The sequence below is a fragment of the Actinomadura rifamycini DSM 43936 genome (genome assembly GCF_000425065.1).
Classification (GTDB): domain Bacteria; phylum Actinomycetota; class Actinomycetes; order Streptosporangiales; family Streptosporangiaceae; genus Spirillospora; species Spirillospora rifamycini.
This window is the reverse complement of record NZ_AULB01000019.1, coordinates 44,912-64,909: the sequence shown is the minus strand read 5'-3', so window position 1 is coordinate 64,909 and position 19,998 is coordinate 44,912. Positions and strand designations below refer to the sequence as shown.

Below are 19,998 nucleotides of genomic sequence, written 5' to 3'. Positions count from 1 at the left end.
AGCTACCCTCGCCGTATGACCGACGACCGATGGACGCCGCCGGCCGTGCTGCTCGCGGTCGATTTGGTGATCTTGACGCTGCGCGAATCACGCATGCACGTCCTCCTCGTGGAGCGTGGTGTCGAGCCCTTCAAGGGCGCCTGGGCGTTGCCGGGCGGCTTCCTGAGCCATGTCGAGGAGGACGTCACCGCCGCCGCTCATCGTGAACTGGCGGAGGAGGCCGCCATGGACGTCGAGACGCTGCATCTAGAGCATCTGGGCGTCTACGGCACCCCGGGGCGCGATCCGCGCGGCCGGGTGGTGTCCGTCGCTTACCTGGCGATCGCCCCCGGGCTTCCGGAGCCGACCGCCGGCACGGACGCGGCGGGTGCCCGCTGGCAGCGCACCGACCAGGTGCTGTGCGGAGAGTTGGCGCTGGCCTTCGACCACCAGAGGATCGTTGAGGACGGCGTCGAACGCGCCCGAGCCAAGCTCGAACGAACGTCCCTGGCCACGGCTTTCTGCGCTCCCACTTTCACCATCACCGACCTGCAGCGGGTCTACGAGGCGGTCTGGGGGATACCGCTCGACCCCCGGAACTTCTATCGCAAGGTCCAGAAGGCCGGCGGCTTCATCGTCGCGGCGGACACGGATCGCAAGGTCACGACCGGACGACCTGCACGACTGTTCAAAGCGGGCCCACGCAAAGATTTGTATCCGCCCATGGTTCGGCCGGCCGATTCACCCGACACAAAGGGGCCAGAATAATGAGTAACAGCACAATCGTTGTGCTGACGGCATTAGACGTTGAGTACGACGCCGTCCGGGAGAAATTGCGCGTTCCACGGTTGCATCGGCACCCGCAGGGCACCCGTTTCGAGGTCGGTCGGCTCACCGGTGGGCGATGCCAGATCGCTCTCGGACTGGTCGGCAAGGGCAACCATTCCGCAGCTGTACTGGCCGAACGCGCCATTGCCGAATTCTCCCCCGCGGCACTGCTGTTCGTGGGGGTGGCGGGAGCCCTGCATTCCCACATCGCTCTGGGCGACATCGTCGTGGCGACCCATGTCTACGCTTTCCACGGCGGAACCAGCGAGGACGACGGCTTCAAGAGTCGTCCCCGCGTCTGGGAGGCGTCGCACGGCGCCGACCAGATCGCTCGGCACGTTGCCCGGAGCCGTTCCTGGCCAGGGAGCGAGCGTTCGAAGCGCCGACCACCCGAAGTGCATTTCGGGCCTATCGCCGCCGGGGAAGTAGTTCTCAACTCCACGGTCTCGGCTCACGCCGACTGGATCCGGCGTCACTACAACGACGCTCTTGCGATCGAGATGGAAGGGGCCGGTGTGTCACAGGCGGCGCATCTGAACAGGTCCCTTCCGGTCGTCGTGATCCGCGGCGTCAGCGATCGCGCCGACGGCACCAAGGAGACCACCGACCGCGAGCGGTGGCAGCCGCGAGCGGTGGCGAACGCGGCCGCGTTCACCACCGCCCTCGCCGAGAGCCTCACCGCGGACGAACCGGACCGCGACCAGTACCAGGCAACCGAAACGACGGGGAGCTCTCGGATGAGTGAGGCAGTCCGCAACACCGCCAACGACCACGCCATCGTGGGTGTGCAGGCTGGGCACGTACACGGCGGTGTCCAGATCTCGGGCGAGAAGGCTGCGCCGGTGGACCCCTCCGAAGCGATCGCGGGCCTTGCCGCACGACTGGAGCGGGCGCGGGACGCGGGACTCATCGACGAAGACACCCACCGCGCGGCACGCGCCGAGCTCGACGGCGCCCGCGAGGCCCTGCGCTCCAGCCCGCGCGACACGCGCGCGGTGACCCTCGCGCTGAAGAAAGTGCGGGGACTCGTCGGAGACGTGGCCGCCCTGGCGACCGAGGTGGCGAGCGTACTGGGCCTCGTCGGGAGCCTGTCATGACCGAGTCGGAGGCGACCACAGCCAATTACGCCGCGGATAGCGCCTACGTCGGGGTGCAGGCGGGAGTCGTCCATGGTGACGTCAAGATCTACTCGCCTCCTCCGGGCGCCTCGTCCGCAGAGAGGTTCGAGATAGGCGTCAGCCTGCTTCACGGCGGCATACCGGGCAAAGCCCGGGAGCTCATCGGCGAAGCCGTGTTGGCTGCGGGGCTCGGCGGTAACAGGGTGTGCTTTCACTGGCAACTCGCCCTCGTCAGCGGGAGGGCGCGGAACGAGATGCCGCAGGCGGATCTCGCGGCGCTCCGGCATGCACCGAGAATCTGTCACCTCCGGGGCGGAGACGCATGGGCCGACGGGGTGAAGACCATCATCCGGCTCCTGGACGCTGCGGTGCAGCCCACCGCGGATCTCGGGCCCCTCATGAAGGATTTCGACGGCCTCGGTGACCCTCAACGCGGCATGATCCTGCGGCACCTGGAGATGTTCCTCGACGGGCCTCTGAAAGACGAGATGTGGCGCCGTGCCCTAGACGTTGCGCGGCAAGACCAGATGGCGGAAGAACGCACCGAGCGTGTCTGGAAGTTCTTCCAGCCAGACCCCGCTCCCCCTCGGTTCCGTCCGGCTCGACCGCCCACCATACCGATCGGCACTCGGGTCCGGGCCTTCGGCGCCGCGATCGTCCTGGCCGGTGCAGCGATCAACATGGCATATCTGCTCGTCCGAGATCTTCAGTTGCTCACGCTGCTCCTGTACCTGCTGAGCATCGGCGGTGGCTTCTGTGGCGCACGCGCAGGCGCCGAATGGCACTTCCTAACCGAGAGGCGCCGGGCAAAAGACAAGGAATACACGCACCCTCGACGGCAGGAAACCCGCGCGAAGACCGCAGGCTTCGCCGGCAAGGTGGACCAGTACTTCGGCCACTACTTCGCCAAGTACCTACCACGCAACACGAGCCGCTCCGCCTGGCTGGCCGACACAGCAGGGATTCGCAAAAGCCTCCGGGACGAGATCGCCGACGTCTACCGGGAGCAGCGCATCGGAGCGGAAAGAATCGCCTGGTTGATCCGGTATCGGGTGAGTGAGGTCCGTCGGCAGTGGGAGAACGGCACACTGTGGGACTACCAACAGGAACTCGCCGCCTCAGCGGCCACCAAGATGCTGACCATACTCGGCCTGGCCGTCTTCACCTCCGGGATGATCTGGACGGTGGGGCGCGCGGCACCGACCGCACCCGCGAGCGCAGCCGCCTCCACGCTTACGGCGCTCTTGACCGGGGCGCTCGCCATCCGTGCCTGGTCGCAGATCTTTATGGAGCACCGGCGGTACGCGGCCGACAAGGCCGGGACAGCCGAGATCCAGCAGGGCTGCGAAGCAGCCTTCCAACGCTGGAAGCTCAAACTCGCCGACAAGCCGACCGATCCGGAAATGGCCGTCTGGCTGGACCGCGACCGAAAAGTACTGCTGGATGAAGCCCTGCACCACTACGGCTTGACCATGAGCGACATGATCGCCCACGCCTTCATCGAAGCACCTGGCCCCTCCACCAGACGCGCAAGGGTCCGCCAAGGCCCCTGGCGCTATACGCACTATCGCATGCTTCTCTTTCTCCTCACCAAAGACGGCGTGCGTCAGCTCACCGCTGACCTCGACTTCGCGCGGGGGACCTTCCACGACCGGGCCCGCACCAACTACCGCTACGAGGCCGTTGCAGCCGTCCGGGTACGTCAAGCCGACGACGGCGACCACAGTTTCGAGCTCGCCCTTGTCAACGGAGAGTTGGTCAAGGCCGAGATGCTGGCTGCCGCGATGGAAGAACTCCAGGTGGACGAGAACCTCGCCGCGGTCTCAGAGACGACGCTGGACGCCGCCGGGTTCGGCCACACACTCCATGTCATGGAGGGAATCGCAGCAGAAGGTAAGCGGTGGATCGAACAGGAGCGCCGCCGAAAGGCAGGTCTCTGAACCTGGCCGACCGCAATGGCCGGTTGCAGACCACCGCATCCACCGATGGCGCGGACCGGGCGGGTGACGGCCTATGCAGCGGCGGGGTCAGCGGAGGTAGTGGTGGGATTTGTCTAGGAGGCCGCGGGATTTCAGTTCGGCTCGGAGGGGGATGGAGTCGTCCCAGACGCCGGAGGCGAGGGTGAAGCCGAAGTGGCTCGCGGCTTCGTCGGCGTCGCCGAGGAGTTGGCGGCGCAGGGGTGTGAGGCTCTGCCACCAGGGGGTGCGGCGGTTGATCGTGACGTCGTCGCGTGAGCGGATCCAGCGGTAGGTGTAGCAGAGGAAGACCATCTTGCGGGTGATGGTCGAGAGGTTCGGGGAGCGGGAGTGCCAGAGGCGGCGGTCGAAGAGGAAGGCGTCGCCGGGGCGGGCGGAGATTTCCACGGTGCCCGGGGGGCGGGGGTGGCGGCCGTCCGGGCCGGGCTCGGTGCGGTCGAGGGTGTTGCGGTGCTGGCTGCCCGGTAGGACGAGCGTGCCGCCGCGGCCCGGTTCGGAGAGGTCGCTGAGGACGTAGGCGACCTTGATGGAGAGCATCGGGCGCGGCTCCATGTCGAGGTCGGCGTTCTGGCGGTAGCCGTCCTGGTGCCAGCGCCAGGCGGGGTCGTCCTCGGGGACGGGCGGGTTGACGTCGATGTGGCTGTGGTGGACGTAGATGTTCCAGCCGAGGTGGCCCCAGAGGTGCGGGAAGGTCGCGGGGAGGTCGAGGAGTTCGGTGAACGCCTCGTCGCGGAAGACGGCGCCGAGGGTGTGCATCGCGCCGTGGGGGCCGAGGCGGCCGGCGCGCTCCTCGGCGGCGTGGACGCGGTCGACGGCCTGTTCGACGGACGCGCGGAGGGGTTCGTCGAGGGCGCCGCGGACGAGGAGGTAGCCCTGCTCGGCAAAGGTGCGGCGGTCGGCGTCGGTGATGCGCGCGTAGCGGGACGGCATCGGGTGCTCCTTCGCGGTGGGGGGGACCGGTCGAACACTGAAGCGGGCGGCGGCGAAGAACCGGTGAAGAACCTTTGGAGGAGTGATCATGATTCGGAGATCTCCCGTGCGCGGCTCCCGCGTTCTCGTGGCCGAGGACGATCCGACGCAGGCGCGGCTCGTCCGGGCGTATCTGGAGCGGGACGGGCACAGCGTGATCGTGGTCGGGGACGGGCGGGAGGCGCTGGAGCAGACGCGGGCGCGGCACCCGGACCTGCTGGTGCTGGACGTGGTGATGCCCGGGGTGGACGGCCTGGACGTGTGCCGGGTCCTGCGCGCGGAGTCGCGGGTGCCGATCATGCTGCTGACCGGCCGTTCGCGGGAGGACGACCTGCTGCTCGGCCTCGATCTCGGCGCGGACGACTACGTCACCAAGCCGTACAGTCCGCGGGTGCTGACGGCGCGGGTGCGGGCGCTGCTGCGCCGGGCGGGCGCGTCCGGGCCGGCGGACGGACGGGACGTGCTGCGGGTCGGGGACCTGGAGATCGACCCGGGCCGGTTCGAGGTGCGGGTGGCCGGGCGCCGGGTGGAGCTGACCGCGAAGGAGTTCGGGATCGTGCAGGCGCTGGCCGCCGAGCCGTCCCGGGTGTTCACCCGCGCGCAGATCCTGACGCTGGCCTTCGGGTTCGACCACCATGTGCTGGAGCGGACCGTGGACGCGCACGTGGGGAACCTGCGGCGGAAGATCGAGCCCGATCCGGGCAATCCGGTGTATGTGCAGACGGTGTACGGGCGCGGGTACAGGATCGGCCACGGTGGGGCTCGGTAGGCGCAGGCCGCCGCCCGGCAGATTCCTCGGGACGGGGCCGGTGTTCGCCGTCCGGCTCCCGGTGGGCCACGACCGCGGCGATGGCCGGAGGGACAGGCGGGCGGCCCTCGCCGCGCTCCGGCGGCGATGCCATTGCGGTTGAAGATTCAACTTGTTACCGTGCATGCATGTCGTTGAAGATTCAACTAGACGGATGGAGGCTGCGATGAGTGTCGCCCTTGTGCGGAATCCGGGGGACGGTCCGCGGTTCGAGTACTACGACTTCGGCATCGAGCAGGTCATCTCGACCGACGAGACGGACGGGGTGCTCACGGCCACGCGCTTCGTGATGCGGCCCTCGGGCGCGCCGCCGCTGCACGCGCACAGCCGCGAGGACGAAGCGTGGGTCGTCCTCTCCGGCGAGGTCCGCTTCTGGGTCGGCGGGACGACGCTGGACGAGTGCGACGTGCACGTCGCCGAACCCGGGGCGCTCGTCTTCAGTCCCCGGCTCGTGCCGCACACGCTCCAGCCGGTCACCTCGACCGCGGAGATCCTCCAGCTCAACAGCCCCGGGGCCATCGAGGGCTACTTCAAGGGGATCGGGCCCGCGGGCGAGCGCGCCGACGCCGACAACCTCGACTTCCTCGAGAGCTACGGGGTGCGGGTCTTCGCGGCTCCGCCGCCCGCCTGACCGGCGTCGCGTACGCTTGACCGGTGTTCTCCCCCCAGGGCCCGTCGCTGCGCGAGCTGGCGGTGCAGGCGCTGTCGTCCGTCGAGCGCGGCTACGACCTGCTCGCCCCGAAGTTCGACCGGACGCCGTTCCGCACCCCCGACCGGGTCCTCGACGCGACCGCCGAGGCGCTGCGCCCGCTCGGCCCGTTCGGCGACGGACTGGACGTGTGCTGCGGCACCGGCGCGGGCGTCCGGGCCCTCGCCCCGGTCTGCCGGGGCGGGATCACGGGCGTCGACTTCAGCGCCGGCATGCTCGCGGAGGCGCGGCGGGCCCACCCGGACGCCGCATGGGTGCGGGCGGACGTCCGGTCCCTCCCCTTCGCCGGCGCCTTCGACCTCGCGGTGACCTTCGGGGCGCTCGGGCACCTGCTGCCCGCCGAACGCCCCGCACTCTTCGCCGGCGTGCACCGCGCGCTGCGCCCCGGCGGGCTCTTCGCGTTCCCGATCGGGGCCCCGCCGCCGCCGACGTCCCCGCTGTACTGGGCGCTGCTCGGCTTCGACGCCGCGATGCGGATCCGCAACGCCGTCTGGCGCCCCCCGTTCGTCATGTACTACCGCACGTGCCCGCTGGGCGCCGTCCGCGACGACCTGGCGGCCGCCGGCTTCACCGTGACGACCGTCCCGCTGGAGTCCCTCGGACGCCGCGACGACGGCGGCCCCCGCGCCCGCCTCGTCCTCGCCCGCCGCCCGGCCGCCTGACCTCGGCGTTTTCCCCGTCCCGGTGGGCAGGAAGACCGGCATGAAGGTCGTGATCATCGGGGGGACGGGCCTGATCGGCTCGAAGGTCGTGGCGAGGCTCGCCGAGGACGGGCACGAGGCGGTGGCGGCGTCGCCGGGCACCGGCGTCGACGCCCTCACCGGCGAGGGCCTCACCGAGGTCCTGGACGGCGCGTCCGCCGTGGTGGACGTGTCGAACTCCCCGTCCTTCGAGGACGCCGCGGTGCTGCGCTTCTTCGAGACGTCCACCGGCAACCTGCTCGCCGAGGGGCGCAGGGCGGGCGTCCGGCACCACGTCGCGCTGTCGGTGGTGGGCGCCGGGCGGCGGCCCGACGTGGGCTACTTCCGGGCGAAGCTCGCGCAGGAGAAGCTGATCGAGGAGTCGGGGGTCCCCTACTCGATCGTCCACGCCACGCAGTTCTTCGAGTTCGCGCCCCGGATCGCCGACGAGGCCGCCGACGGCGACGCCGTCCGGATCGCCCCGGTCCTGTTCCGTCCGATCGCGGGGGACGAGGTCGCCGCGGCGGTCGCCCGGACGGCGTCCGGCGCCCCGCTGAACGGCACCGTCGAGATCGCCGGCCCGACGCAGTACCGGATGGACGACTTCTTCCGCACGGCCCTCGCGGCCTGGAACGACCCGCGCGAAGTCGTCACCGACCCGCACGCGCACTACTTCGGCGCGGAGATGCACGAGGGCGACCTCGTCCCCGGCAACGGCGCCGCCCTCGGCGAAACCGACTACCCCGACTGGCTCCGAACCACCCACCGCTGATTCCGGTCGCGCTGAGGCGGCCGACGTGGTCGTCGGCGCGTTCGATGCGCTCTTCGGCTCTGCTGTGCGGGGGCGGTGGGGGGTTTCTTTGCCGGGCGGGGTCGGTTGGGGCTCGGCTGGCCGGGTATCGCTTGCCTGAAATATTGGCATATCACCTGGTCAGGGAGGGGTTCTCATGACTGGGACGATGCGAGCTCCCCGCAGCCGCGGCATGCTCAGCGGGCTTCTGCTGGTGCTGCTGGCCCTGTGGGGCGGGCTCATTCCGTTCATCGGGCCGTACTTCGACTTCGGCTTCGGGTCGACCGATCCGTGGGTCTACTCGAACGACTGGCTGGTGCTCTCGATCCTGCCGGCGGTCGCCGTGGGGATCGGCGGGCTGATCCTCATGTTCACCGCGAACCGGCCCGTCGCCATGTTCGGCGGGTGGTTGGCGGCCCTCGGCGGGCTGTGGTTCGTCGTCGGCACCACCATCGCCGCGCTGTGGAACTCGGGCGTGGGGACGGCGCTCGGGGGTGAGGCGCGGCAGATCACCGAGCGGCTGACCTTCTTCGAGGGGCTCGGCGCCGTGATGATCCTGCTGGCGGCGCTGGCGCTGGGACGGTTCCTGGTGGTCGGCGTCCGGGAGGCGCGGCGCGCGGAGCGCGAGCGGGGTCCCGTCGACGACCGCGCGGGGCCCGAACACGGCGCCGTCCCGGCGCAGCGCAAGCGGCACTTCCACCTCGGCAGGCCGAAGGCGGGCACCGGCGCGGGACGGTCCGCGCGCAGGGAGTGACGCCCGGCGGGCCCCTGGCCGGACGCCGCGGTGACTACGATTGCCGCGGGTTCGGTCGGGAGTTCGTGGAGGACGTGCATGACATCGCCGCGCAGGATCGGTGCGCCGGACGCCAAGAACCGGGCGGCGCTGCTGGACGCGGCGGAGCAGTTGATGCTCGAGGAGGGGTACGCGGCGGTGACGTCGCGGCGGGTCGCGGCGAAGGCCGGGCTCAAGCCCCAGCTCGTCCACTACTACTTCCGCACGATGGACGAACTGTTCCTGGAGGCGTTCCGGCGGCGGGCCGAGGAGGGCGTCGAGCACCAGGAGCGGGCGCTCGCGTCGGCGCAGCCGCTGCGGGAGCTGTGGGCGTTCAGCACCGATCCGGCGGCGACCGCGCTGACGATGGAGTACGTCGCGCTGGCGAACCACCGCAAGAGCCTGCGTGACGAGATCGGCCGGTACGCCGAGCGGATGCGGGTGAGGCAGGCCGAGGCCATGGAGCGGCTGGCGGAACGGTACGGGGTCGACCTCGGGGAGTATCCGGCGCCGTTCCTGTCGGCGCTGCTGACGAGCCTGTCCCGGCTGGTGACGATGGAGAAGTCGCTCGGGATGTCGGTGGGGCACGGCGAGACCGACGAGGTCGTCGAGCGGTTCCTGCGCCGGTTCGAGGGGCCCGCGCGGACGGCCGGGTAGCGGGTCAGCGCTGCTGGTGCGGCGGCTGCTGCATCGGCTGCTGCTGCATCGGGGGCTGCTGGGGCGCGGGGGCGTGCCCGGCGGGCTGCTGCCAGCCGCCCGGCGGCACCGGGGGCGCGGCGGCGCGGGTGCCGGACGACATCTGGAAGCCGAGGCCGATGAGGACGAACGTCAGTCCGGCGACGATGAAGTTCAGGCACGTGGCGAGCTGGATCTGGATCTCGGCCTTGTCCCCGTCGGGCTCGTCGACCCGGGCGCCGGAGACGAGGGTGCCGAACAGGGCGAACGCGATGAGGACGACCCCGATGCCCGCGCAGATCGCGAAGAGGGGGCTGATCTTCTTTCCCGGCATTCCCGAACAATAGCGACTCATCCCCGCACACAGCGTCAGGGTGCCTGTTTCGGACGGGCCGATTCGCGGGCCCGCGCGTCCGGTCCGGGGCCCGGCGGCGGCGGGCGGGGGCGTTTGCGGACGTCCGGTTCGGGGATGCGGCGCCCATGCGTCGACCTCATCGTCTGATCCTGGACAACACCCTCCTGCTGCTCGCCGAGGGGTACGCGTGGCTGCCCGGCCTCTTCCGGGGCACCGACCGGCCGGCCGTCCGCACCCGGCTCCTGGGCAAGCCGGCGGTCGCGCTGCGCGGACCGGACGCCGTGCGGTTCTTCTACGACGACGACCACATCAAGCGGCGCACGGCGCTGCCGGAGCCGGTGCTCAGCACCCTGTTCGGGCACGGGGGCGTCCAGACGCTGGACGGGCACGCGCATCGTGTCCGGAAGGAGCTGTTCGTGTCGCTCCTGGAGGACCCGGAGGGCGTCGAGGGGCTCGTCGCGCACGTCCGGGCCGCCTGGGACGAGCTGGTGCGGTCGTGGGAGGAGAGTCCGCGCGCGGTGGTGTTCGACGAGGCGAGCCGGGTGCTCGCGCGGGGGGTGTGCCGGTGGGCGGGCATGCCGCTGAACGACGCCGCCGCCGACCACCTCGCCCGCGACGTCACGACCATGGTCGACGGGTTCGCGACGCCCGGCCCCCGGCACTGGCGGGCGCGGGCGGCGCGGCGGCGGCAGGAGGCGTGGGTCGCGGGCCTGGTGAGCGAGGCGCGGGCGCGGACGTCCGGGGAGGGCGGCGGCCCGCCGGCGCGGTCGGCGATCGCCGTGGTGGCCCGGCACCGGGACGCGGACGGGCGGCCCCTCGACCCCCGCACGGCCGCGATCGAGCTGCTGAACATCGTCCGTCCGACGGTCGCGGTCGCGTGGTTCGTCACGTTCGCGGCGCACGCGCTGCACCGGTGGCCGGAGCACCGGGAGCGGCTGGCGTCCGGGGACGACGCGTTCGCGACGGCCTTCGCGCACGAGGTGCGGCGCTTCTACCCGTTCGCCCCGTTCGTCGGGGGCGCGGCGGTGCGCGGCATGCGGTGGCGGGGGGAGAAGATCCGGAGCGGGGCGCTCGTCCTGCTCGACCTGTTCGGGCAGAACCACGACCCCGGCCTGTGGGACGAGCCGTACCGGTTCGACCCCGACCGGTTCGCCGGCGCCGAGCCCGACCCGGACGTCCTCGTCCCGCAGGGCGGCGGCGACCCCCGCACCGGGCACCGCTGCCCCGGCGAGACGATCACCGTCGAGGTGCTGAAGTGCCTCGGCGTCCGGCTGGCACGCCTGCAGTACCACGTGCCGCCGCAGGACCTCGCCGTCCCGCTGCGGCGCGTCCCGACCCGGCCCCGCAGCGGGTTCGTCATCGCGGGCGTGCACGCGGCCCCGGCCCCCCGCGGAACGGGCGCTCACCGTGCGTCATGAACACCTGTTTGACCTGCGGCATTCAGGTTAGAAGGGGTGAAAGCTCTCCAATTCCGAAGGGGGAAGTCATGGCGGAACGGAGAGAGACCTCGGCGCACGCGGCTCCGGGGGGTCGCGAGCTCGAACAGGACGAGTACCGGATGTGGGAGGACCGGACGCGGGTGTTCCTGCAGCCGGTCGCCGCACCGTCCATCCTCGGGCTGTTCGCGCTCGCGGGCGCGACCATGATGGTCGGCGCCTGGCAGGCGGACTGGTACGGGAATCCGACCACGCCGCTGGTGCTGTTCCCGTTCGTCCTCATGTTCGGGGGGCTCGCGCAGTTCCTGGCGGGAATGTGGTCGTACCGGGCGCAGGACGGCCTGGCCACGGCCCTGCACGGCACGTGGGGCGCGTTCTGGCTGGCGTGGGGGCTGATGTGGCTCATGATCTCCGCGGGCGTGTTCCCCATCGAGCTCGTTCCCGCCTTCGGTGAGACGAACGCGGCGTTCGGGTTCTGGTTCGTCCCGCTGGCCGTCATCACCGGCTTCTGCGCGTTCGCCGCGCTCGGCCGCAACATGATGCTGACGCTGGTGCTGGCGGCGCTGGCCGCGGCCGCGGGGTTCACCGCGGCGGGGTTCTTCGCCGGATCGACCTGGCCGCTGCGCATCGGCGGCTGGCTGTTCGTGGTGTCCGCGGCGATCGCGGTCTACACGGCGGCGGCGATGATGATGGAGAACACCGTCGGGCGGACCGTCATGCCGCTCTTCCGTACCCGCCGGGGCAAGTACGTCCCGGAGGGCCCCGGACCCAGCAGGCCGCTGGAGTACCGGTACGGCCAGCCGGGCGTCAAGATCGGCCAGTGACCCGTCCCGACTCCATGCCGCTCCCTCCCGGTTGCGGCATGGGGTCCCCTTTTGTCGGATTTACCGTCCCGCTCCCCTATCCTGGGCCGCACATGACCCACGAGGCCCAGGGGAGACGGGTATGCCGATCAAGGTCCGGCGGACGGCACGACGTGCGTGGCGGCGAGTCGCCCGGGCCTACCTGCATGCCTGCGCCCGGGACGACGCGGCCGGCCGCGGGTTCCAGGTGCCGAGCGGCGTCTGGGTCTGCGAGCGCTGCGAGCACGCGGTGCTCGAACTGGCCGCGTTCCGCGAGCACCTGCGCGTCGTCCACTCCCTGTGACCCGCATCCGGCGACGATGATCGTCAGCGCGCCTCCCCCACCGGGACGGCGGCCCGTGGCAGGATGCGTGCACGATTCCATGGTCATTTCTCATGATTTCTTGAGACTCATCGCATAGAACCGGATATATGCGCTTCACACGTCGAAGGTTCCTGGTCCTGGGCGGCGCCGTCGGGCTCACCGGCGGGGCGGCACTGGTCAGCGGTACGGCCCCCCTCCGCGGGGCCGAGGCCCCGGCGGCCCCCGCGACCGGCCCGTACGTGACGATGCCCGAGCTGCGGCCCCCGCAGATGAGCGCGCGCCGCGGCGGCGCCCCCGAGAAGGGGCTGGTGTTCCTCGGCCCGTTCCGCGGCACCGCGCACGCCGACGGCCTCATCGTCGACGACCGGGGCGAGCCCGTCTGGGTCAACCCGTCCCAGCAGACCGTCACGGACCTTCGCGTGCAGACCTTCGAAGGGCGGCCCGTCCTCACCTACTGGGAGGGCGAGCGCCGCACCGGCGGCTACGGCTGGGGCAAGGGCGTCATCCTCGACGACACCTACCGGAAGATCGCCGAGGTGCGGGCGGGCGGCGGCGACGGCGTCCACGTCGACCTGCACGAGTTTCAGCTCACCGACCGCGGCACCGCGCTGATCGTCGCGTACCCGCTGGTCCGCGCCGACATGCGCGCCATCGGCGGGCCGCGGGACGGGCACGTCTTCGACAACCGCGTCCAGGAGATCGACGTCCGGACCGGCCGGGTCCTGTTCGACTGGAGCGCCCTCGACCACATCGACATCGCCGAGACCGTCACGCCCCTCGCCGACAACGCCGACGGGACGGACGGCAAGCCGTTCGACCCCGTGCACGTCAACTCCGTCGAGGCCGACGGCGACGCCCTCCTGCTCTCCGCCCGCAACACCAGCGCCCTCTACCGGATCGACCGCCGCACCGGCGCGATCCGCTGGCGGCTCGGCGGCACCCGCGGCGACTTCGAACTCGGCGACGGCGTCGAGTTCAAGTGGCAGCACGACGCCCGCCGCCGCCCCGACGGGACGATCACGCTGTTCGACAACGCGATCACCGAGGCCGAGACCGGCCCGTCCCGCGGCATCATGATCAAGGTCGACGAGCGCGCCCGCCGCGCCGACCTCGTGTGGGAGTACACCGACGGCACCACGTTCGCCCACTACATGGCGAACATGCAGATCCTCCCCGGCGGCAACGTGTTCCTCGGCTACGGCTCGACCGCCGCCGCCATCGAGTACACCCCGTCCGGCGAGGTCGTCTTCGAGCTCAAGACGGGCCAGTCGTCCTACCGCGCGTACCGCCACGCGTGGACCGCCCAGCCCGGCACCCCGCCGCTGCTCGCGTCCCGCTCCACGGCGAGCGGCATGCGCCTGTACGCGAGCTGGAACGGCGCCACCGAGGTCGCCGCCTGGCGGTTCCTCACCGGGCCCGACTCGTCCCGGCTGTCCCCCGCGGCGACCGTCCGGCGCTCCGGGTTCGAGACGTCAGCGCAGGTCAAGCGGGCCGCGACCGCCGTCGCCGTCGCGCTCGACGCCGGCGGCGCCGAACTCGCCCGCTCCACCCCGCTCAACACCCGCAGCAGCGCGGCCGTCTGACGCCGATCCCGCGGGTTTCCGGACGTCCGGAAACCCGCGTCGCCGGGCTCACCGGCGGCCCGTCACCCGCCTGCCCCGTCACGGACGCGCCGGGAGCGGGCCCGCGCCGTCACTGGGGACGCGTGCGCCGCGCCTCCCGGGCGCTGGCCGCCAGCGCGTCCCCGTTGAGGGCCCGCAGCCGGTCGAGCTCGCGGCGGTCGCGCTTGGTGGGACGTCCCGCGCCGCGCTCCCGCCGGGCGATCGGCATGAGCGCCTCGCGCGGCGGCGGGGGCGGGCTCTTGTCGGTCAGGCACTCGGCCGCGACGGGCGCGCCGACCCGCTTGCGGATCACCTTCCGCACCACCACGATGCGCTCGCGCCCCTCGTGCCGCAGCCGGATCTCGTCCCCCGCCCGCACCGCCGTGGCGGCCTTCGCGCGCTCGTCGTTGACCCGGACGTGCCCCGCTTTGCAGGCCGCCGTCGCCTGCGACCGCGTCTTGATCAGCCGCACCGACCACAGCCAGAGGTCGATCCGCACCGACCCGTCTTCTGCCATGGTGACGACTGTAGCCAAGCCCCCGTCCCACCGGTCACCCCATTTTCCCCCGCCCCCGCCCGCACGGCCTCGGGGCCGGCCGTCCGGTGGACGACCGGCCCCGGGCGCGGGTCAGCGGGTTCGGGTGCGGAGGCCGTGTCCGTAGCGGAACAGGGGGTCGTAGCCGCGGTCGCCGATGTTGACGGGCTCCTGGGCTTCGCTGCGGGGCCAGGAGACGGGGAGCTTGCCGGTGAAGGGGCGGCGGCCGAACAGGACGTCGGCGACGCCGCCGCCCTCGCTGCCGGGCAGCCAGGACATGACGAACGCGTCCATCTTCGGGAGGAGGTCGGTGACGATCTGCGGGCGGCCCGCGACGTCCAGGACGACGCAGGTGCCGACGGCGGCGCAGACCTTCTCGACGTTCGCCCGGTCGGCGGCCGAGAGGTTCAGCGTGTGACCGTTGCCGACGTCGCCGACGCCCTCGGCGTACGGCGTCTCACCGACCACGACCACGCCGACGTCGGAGCCGTCCACGGGGGCGGACGCGTCGGCGCTGTAGGTGACGTCGTCGGCGTACTGCTCGATGCCCTCGAGGACGGTGGTGCCGGGGATGATGTCGCCGGACCGCCCCTGCCAGGTGACGGTCCAGCCGCCCGCCTGGTTGCCGATGTCGTCGGCGTTCACCCCGGCGACGTAGATGGCGTCGCGGCGGTCGAGGGGCAGCGCCCGGCCGTCGTTCTTCAGCAGCACCTGCGACTTCGCGACGGCCTCGCGGGCGACGGCGCGGTGCTCGCGGGAGCCGATGCGGGACGCGTTCGAGCGGTCGGTGTACGGGCGTTCGAACAGTCCGAGCTCGAACTTCGCGGTGAGGATGCGGCCCACGGCGTCGTCGATGCGGGACACCGGGACGCGGCCCGCCTCGACCTCGGCGATCAGCGTCTCCACGAACAGCGGGGCGCTGTTGGGCTCCATGAACATGTCGACGCCCGCGTTGACGGCCGTGCGGACCTGCGTCGGGAAGTCGCCCGGGATCTGGTGGATCGCCTCCCAGTCGCTGATCAGGAACCCCTCGAAGCCGAGCCGGCCCTTGAGGACGCCGGTGAGGAGCTCCTTGTGCGCGTGCATCTTCAGCGGGTTCCCGACGCCGTCCTCGGTCCAGTCGACGCTGGAGAAGGACGGCATGACGCTGCCGACGTCGTGCTTCTTGATCGCCTGGACGTACGGGACCAGGTTCGTCTTCCAGAACGCCTTCCGGTCGGTGACCGTGACGCCCTGGTCGATCGTGTAGGTGCCGGTGGTGGACGAGCCGAACCGCGTGTCGCCGTCGCCCGCGTAGTGCTTCACGGTGGCGAGGACGTGGTCGGGGTCGTCGAGGTCGCGGGACGGGCGGCGCCCCTGGTAGCCCTCGACGGCGGCGGCCATGCGGGTGGCGAGCGCGGGGTCCTCGCCGAAGCTCTCGTACGTGCGCCCCCACCGGACGTCCCGGGTCACGCAGACGCACGGGGCGAACGTCCACTGCGGGCCGGTCGCGCGGGTCTCCTCGGCGGTGATCGCGGCGGCCCGCCGGACGAGGCGGGGGTCGCGGGTCGCGCCGAGGCCGATGTTGTGGGGGAAGACGGTGGCGCCGACGAGGTTGTTGTGGCCGTGCACCGAGTCGACCCCGTACAGCAGCGGGATCTTCAACCGGGTGTCGAGGGCGCGGGCCTGGAAGCCGTCGACCATGTCGGCCCAGCCTTCGGGGGTGTTCGAGGCGGGGGTGGAGCCGCCGCCCGACAGGACGGAGCCGAGGCCCAGCCGGGTGATCATCTCGGGGTCGCCGGCGACGGCGCCCCGTTCGGCCTGCGTCATCTGGCCGGCCTTCTCCGCGAGGGTCATCCGGCCGAGCAGGTCGTCGACGCGTTTCTCGACGGGCAGGCGCGGGTTCAGATAGGGGGCGGGCCGTTCCTGCGCCAGCACGGGCGGTGCCGCGATGGCGGACGGCACGGCGGCGGTGACCGCCAGCGCCAGCATGATCCGCCCGATCCGGGTGGCGGGTCCGAGGGGGTGTCGCACGTCGTCCCTCCGTGGGTCGCTTCCGCGACGCCGCGCGGCCCGGGCGGACCGCGCGGCCGGCGTCCGGGGGGCACGGCTCGCCCGGACGGCCGTGCACCCCTCACCGGCTCTGCGTCACCGCGAAGGTCCCCCGACGGAGATCACCTGTCAAGGAGGGAGGCGCGTGCGGAGCGCGGGACGGCGTGGCCGGAGTCGGCCGCCGCCGTCCCGGGCCCGGTCAGCTCTTCCGGCCGCCGCCGGTGCGCCGCCCGCCCGCGGTGTCGCGGGACCGGCCGGCCTCGCCCTCGCGGGTCACCTCGACGCGCTCCTTGCGCAGCTCGCTGCGGACGGTCTGCTCGTCCTGCACCTGCTCGGTGCGCACCCGCACCCGCTCGACCGGCACGGCCTCCTTCGTCACGACGGGCCGCTCCTCGTAGAGGACGATCTCCTTGTCGTCCTCGGTGATCGTCACGCGGGTGCCCGGCTGCGCGCCGGTGATCGGCTCGCGGTCGATCTTGATCTCGTCGTGCGTGCACGGCACCGTGCGCTCGACCGTCTCGGTCTCGATCCACTTGCGGACCCGGACCCGTCCGGCCTCGTGCCGCTCGGTGCCGACGTGGATCTGCTCCTCGCACCGGACGATCTCCGTGAGCCCGCCCTCGGCGCCCGGCTCGGCCTCCGTGCGGGTGCGCTGCTCGGGCATCGTGCGTCCGGCGGCCGCGTCGGGCGCGGTCCGGCCGGCCTGCTCGCCGCGCTTCGCCCGGTCGGGGCGGACGGCCATGCCCGCGGCCCCCGCGGTCCCGGCGGCGCCCGCGGCGCCGGTCGTCCCGGACGGTCCGGCCGGGGCGGCGCGCCCCTCGGCCGTCCGGCCCTCGGCGGGGGTGTCGGTGCGGCCGGTGCCGCCCGCCGGGGCCTGCTCGCCGGTGCGGCCGCCGGCCGGGGGCCGGACGCCGTAGTGCCGGTACAGGTCGACGATCTGCGCGTGCGACAGGTGCTCGTCGGCGTCGACGTTGGGGGCGCCCTTGATGGTCTCCTTGTCGTAGGGGACCTGGAGCATGTCGGCTTCCTTGTGGGAGCCCGTCAGCGGGACGAAGCTCTCCCGCATCCCGAACCAGCCGGTGTGGACGGTGATCCACTCCGGGGCGCCGGAGTCGTCGTTGAGGTAGACCTGCTTGATCGTGCCGACCTTGGTCCCGTTGGTGTCGGAGACGCTCATTCCCATGAGCTCCCGCACCTGTGTCTGCGTCTGCACGTTGAACACCTCCGCTTCCGCGACCGCGTCCGGCCGGCGGGGCGGACGGCCCCTGCCGGTGCGGCGGCGCGCCCGGCTTGCGTCCCTCGGCCGCGGCGATTCCGAAGTCGGGCGCCGGCGCCGGACTCCGGTGCCCTTCGTTGTGATTGATCCCGAGTTGCCGGATTTCACCTCGGGGGTAACCGCATGGGACGCCGGTAAACCCGTTGACGTAACTCTCGGTGACTATCTACCAGATTCTTACCTGCGGCCCCACGGCGCGGACGCCCGGCGATCTACGCAGCGTCACCGAGAATGAATCACACAAAAGCGACGAACAGCCATTAACTGATGGCGAAAAATCCCGGCATGGAGATCATTTTATGAATCCGCAGTTTCCTTTTTCCCGTGTTGCGCAACATTGTCGACGGAAGCGCCCGGTGATCGGGGCGCGAGGACGCCTGCGACACATCGGAGATCAGCTATGGACGACTTCCCACCCGCACCCCGGCGGCGACGGGCGATGCCGACGATCGGCCGGAGCGCGGAGCGCACCGGCACCGGCCCCGCGGCCCGCCGCCCGCGCGCCGCACTGGTCGCGGCGGCGCTGTCGGCCGCCGCCGTCGCCGCCGCGGGCCTGCCGGGCACGGCGTCCGCGACCGCCGACGCCGCGCCGCCGTGGTGCGCCGGGAAGGGCCCGCTCGCCGCCCGGATGCTGCCGACCACCATCGACATCGCCGAGTGCGACCTGCGCGGGCGCGTGGTGACCGGCGCCGGCGGGCTCAGCGCGACCGTCCCCCGGGACGGCACCTCGGTCGCCGCGCACTGGCTGCGCACCGACGGCGCCGCCGAACTGCGGATCCAGTTCGACGACCGGACGAACCGGATCGTCATCCGCACCGGCGGCATGCGGGCCCCGCAGGGCCGCCCCCGCGGCGCCCGCGCCCCGCAGGACGCCTGCACGGACGGCCGGTACCGCACGCAGCCGAGCAAGTGGCCGAAGGGCACGACCGTCCAGTGGCGGTACCACGCGGGCGGCACCGGACGGGCGAGCACCACCGTCGCGAGGGGCGTCTCCAACGCCGTCAACGCGCACACCGACTGCCGCAGCGACGGGCAGTTCAACCCGCTGCCGAACGTGTCCGCGCGGTACCTCGGGGCGTCCGCGCAGCCGCCGAACCTGACGAGCGCGGCGGCCTGCGGGCGGCGCGACGGCGTCAACACGTTCGGCTGGCTCGCCATGGCCGCCGCCGAGGGCAACGTGCTCGCCGCGACGTGCTCCTGGTCCTCCGGGCCGACCACCGTCGAGACGGACATGGCCCTCCAGACGCAGGGCCGCCGCTGGTGGACGGGCGCGGGCTCCTGCCCGCAGGGCGCGTTCTCCACGACGGCGGTCGCGACGCACGAGACCGGGCACGTGCTCGGCCTCTCGCACGTCTCGGGCGCCGGCGGCTCGAACCTCACGATGGCGCCGCGCCTCGGCCCGTGCGACAACGGGCCGTCCACGCTCGGCAAGGGCGACTACGACGGGCTGATCGCGCTCTACGGCGCCCGCTGAGCCCGCCCGCCGGACGGACGGACGGACGCCGCCGGGCGGCGCCGCGCCCGTCAGCCCCGGGGCGCGAGCCGTCCGACGACGATGAGGCGGCGCTCGTCCGTCCCCTTCGGGTGGCAGGTGATCAGCGTGACGTACGCGCCGTCCGGCGGGCTCCACGGCCGGTACGGGACGGGCTCGAGCGCGTCGCGGTCGTCGGGCATCGTGATGCGCTTGTCCCGCACCCGGTAGGTGTACGTCCGGCCGCCCGCGCGCAGCTTGATCGCGTCGCCGGTCTTCAGCTTGTCGAGGTCGAGGAACGGGTGCAGGTGGGTCGTCCGGTGCCCGAGCAGGACGGTGTTGCCCTGCTCGCCCGGACGCGCCGTCCCCGGGTAGTGCCCCACGCCGTACTGCAGGACGCGCTCCGACACGCCCTCAAGGACTTTCGCCTTAACCGAGATGCGGTCGATGGCGATGCTCCCGATCTGCTCGCCGGGGCGGGCGCGTCCGTCCGGCGCCGTCCCGGGCTCCGCCGCCGCGCCCGCCGCGCCGGGGGCCCCCGGACGGGCGGGCGCGGCGCGGCCGGGGTCGAGTTCGAGCACGGACGTCACCGACGAGACGGCCGCGGCCGGGCCGGCGCCGGCGGGGCCCGCGGACGCCCGCGCGGCCGGGGCACCGGCGGCGGACACGGCGAGGGCGGCCGCCACCGGGACGGCCGCGGGGATCAGCTTGCGCACGGACATGTCGTCTCGTTCCTCTCGCTGGACGGACGGCGGCGCGGCCGCCGCGTCCGGTGACGGCACGGAGGGGACGGCACGTCTGCCGTCCCCTCCGTCCGATCGA

General features: G+C 72.3%; 20 protein-coding genes. 14 read left to right on the top strand and 6 right to left on the bottom strand.

Going from position 1 to position 19,998, the window contains the following annotated elements; translation table 11 throughout:
* The first annotated feature begins 15 nt into the window (after positions 1-15).
* From H505_RS0119085 to H505_RS0119075, 3 genes are read left to right on the top strand one after another with little or no spacing between them, the layout of a single operon-like run.
* A complete protein-coding gene (locus tag H505_RS0119085; protein WP_026403259.1) occupies positions 16-747 on the top strand; it encodes an NUDIX hydrolase in 732 nt (243 codons plus the stop codon).
* Positions 747-1,904 carry a 5'-methylthioadenosine/S-adenosylhomocysteine nucleosidase family protein gene (locus tag H505_RS0119080; RefSeq protein WP_026403258.1) on the top strand — a complete coding sequence of 386 codons (1,158 nt, stop codon included), beginning with the start codon at positions 747-749 and terminating at the stop codon, positions 1,902-1,904. The genes H505_RS0119085 and H505_RS0119080 overlap by 1 nt, the downstream gene beginning before the upstream one ends.
* A complete protein-coding gene (locus tag H505_RS0119075; protein ID WP_026403257.1) occupies positions 1,901-3,865 on the top strand; it encodes a hypothetical protein in 1,965 nt (654 codons plus the stop codon). The genes H505_RS0119080 and H505_RS0119075 overlap by 4 nt, the downstream gene beginning before the upstream one ends.
* A gap of 87 nt (positions 3,866-3,952) precedes the next feature.
* On the opposite strand, the gene H505_RS0119070 is transcribed toward H505_RS0119075, so the two are convergent.
* Positions 3,953-4,831 (bottom strand): phytanoyl-CoA dioxygenase family protein, encoded by an 879-nt coding sequence (locus H505_RS0119070; protein WP_026403256.1) that lies wholly within the window; start codon positions 4,829-4,831, stop codon positions 3,953-3,955.
* Between the two features lie 88 nt (positions 4,832-4,919).
* Here H505_RS0119070 and H505_RS0119065 point away from each other — a divergent pair, with 88 nt between their 5' ends.
* The 6 genes from H505_RS0119065 to H505_RS42930 all read left to right on the top strand — a co-directional run bounded on the left by H505_RS0119065 (position 4,920) and on the right by H505_RS42930 (position 9,286).
* Positions 4,920-5,639, top strand: coding sequence for a response regulator transcription factor (locus H505_RS0119065; RefSeq protein ID WP_034518637.1), 720 nt, complete (start codon positions 4,920-4,922; stop codon positions 5,637-5,639).
* Positions 5,640-5,844: 205 nt separating this feature from the next.
* Positions 5,845-6,309 carry a cupin domain-containing protein gene (locus H505_RS0119060; protein WP_026403254.1) on the top strand — a complete coding sequence of 155 codons (465 nt, stop codon included), beginning with the start codon at positions 5,845-5,847 and terminating at the stop codon, positions 6,307-6,309.
* A 23-nt stretch (positions 6,310-6,332) separates the two neighbouring features.
* Positions 6,333-7,049, top strand: a complete 717-nt coding sequence (locus tag H505_RS0119055) for a class I SAM-dependent DNA methyltransferase (protein ID WP_026403253.1) — start codon at positions 6,333-6,335, stop codon at positions 7,047-7,049.
* Positions 7,050-7,089: 40 nt separating this feature from the next.
* A complete protein-coding gene (locus H505_RS0119050) occupies positions 7,090-7,839 on the top strand; it encodes an SDR family oxidoreductase (protein WP_026403252.1) in 750 nt (249 codons plus the stop codon).
* A gap of 175 nt (positions 7,840-8,014) precedes the next feature.
* A complete protein-coding gene (locus H505_RS42935; protein ID WP_125620997.1) occupies positions 8,015-8,611 on the top strand; it encodes a hypothetical protein in 597 nt (198 codons plus the stop codon).
* A gap of 78 nt (positions 8,612-8,689) precedes the next feature.
* The gene (locus H505_RS42930; RefSeq protein WP_034518635.1) at positions 8,690-9,286 is read left to right on the top strand and encodes a TetR/AcrR family transcriptional regulator; all 597 of its coding nucleotides are present in this window, start codon (positions 8,690-8,692) and stop codon (positions 9,284-9,286) included.
* 4 nt (positions 9,287-9,290) lie between these two features.
* Here H505_RS42930 and H505_RS0119035 read toward each other — a convergent pair whose 3' ends face one another.
* The gene (locus tag H505_RS0119035) at positions 9,291-9,638 is read right to left on the bottom strand and encodes a hypothetical protein (protein ID WP_026403251.1); all 348 of its coding nucleotides are present in this window, start codon (positions 9,636-9,638) and stop codon (positions 9,291-9,293) included.
* A gap of 146 nt (positions 9,639-9,784) precedes the next feature.
* Here H505_RS0119035 and H505_RS0119030 point away from each other — a divergent pair, with 146 nt between their 5' ends.
* The 4 genes from H505_RS0119030 (at position 9,785) to H505_RS42925 (ending at position 13,845) form a co-directional block, all read left to right on the top strand.
* Positions 9,785-11,077, top strand: coding sequence for a cytochrome P450 (locus tag H505_RS0119030; RefSeq protein ID WP_026403250.1), 1,293 nt, complete (start codon positions 9,785-9,787; stop codon positions 11,075-11,077).
* A gap of 68 nt (positions 11,078-11,145) precedes the next feature.
* Positions 11,146-11,919 (top strand): acetate uptake transporter family protein, encoded by a 774-nt coding sequence (locus tag H505_RS0119025; protein ID WP_026403249.1) that lies wholly within the window; start codon positions 11,146-11,148, stop codon positions 11,917-11,919.
* A gap of 121 nt (positions 11,920-12,040) precedes the next feature.
* A complete protein-coding gene (locus H505_RS0119020; protein ID WP_026403248.1) occupies positions 12,041-12,241 on the top strand; it encodes a hypothetical protein in 201 nt (66 codons plus the stop codon).
* A gap of 128 nt (positions 12,242-12,369) precedes the next feature.
* Complete coding sequence (locus tag H505_RS42925) at positions 12,370-13,845, top strand: arylsulfotransferase family protein (RefSeq protein ID WP_051300878.1); 1,476 nt, start codon at positions 12,370-12,372, stop codon at positions 13,843-13,845.
* Positions 13,846-13,954: 109 nt separating this feature from the next.
* Here the strand turns inward: H505_RS42925 and H505_RS0119010 are convergent, their stop codons facing one another.
* The 3 genes from H505_RS0119010 to H505_RS0119000 all read right to left on the bottom strand — a co-directional run bounded on the left by H505_RS0119010 (position 13,955) and on the right by H505_RS0119000 (position 17,642).
* Positions 13,955-14,380, bottom strand: a complete 426-nt coding sequence (locus H505_RS0119010; RefSeq protein WP_026403247.1) for an RNA-binding S4 domain-containing protein — start codon at positions 14,378-14,380, stop codon at positions 13,955-13,957.
* 111 nt (positions 14,381-14,491) lie between these two features.
* Positions 14,492-16,411, bottom strand: a complete 1,920-nt coding sequence (locus H505_RS0119005; RefSeq protein ID WP_026403246.1) for a glycoside hydrolase family 3 protein — start codon at positions 16,409-16,411, stop codon at positions 14,492-14,494.
* Between the two features lie 217 nt (positions 16,412-16,628).
* Positions 16,629-17,642: a DUF2382 domain-containing protein gene (locus tag H505_RS0119000; protein ID WP_026403245.1), complete on the bottom strand. Its 1,014-nt coding sequence runs from the start codon at positions 17,640-17,642 to the stop codon at positions 16,629-16,631.
* 463 nt (positions 17,643-18,105) lie between these two features.
* Between H505_RS0119000 and H505_RS42920 the strand changes: the two genes are divergently transcribed.
* Positions 18,106-19,179: a matrixin family metalloprotease gene (locus H505_RS42920; RefSeq protein WP_157433055.1), complete on the top strand. Its 1,074-nt coding sequence runs from the start codon at positions 18,106-18,108 to the stop codon at positions 19,177-19,179.
* A 50-nt stretch (positions 19,180-19,229) separates the two neighbouring features.
* On the opposite strand, the gene H505_RS47825 is transcribed toward H505_RS42920, so the two are convergent.
* Positions 19,230-19,898, bottom strand: a complete 669-nt coding sequence (locus H505_RS47825) for a class E sortase (protein ID WP_051300876.1) — start codon at positions 19,896-19,898, stop codon at positions 19,230-19,232.
* Between the last annotated feature and the right edge of the window lie 100 nt (positions 19,899-19,998).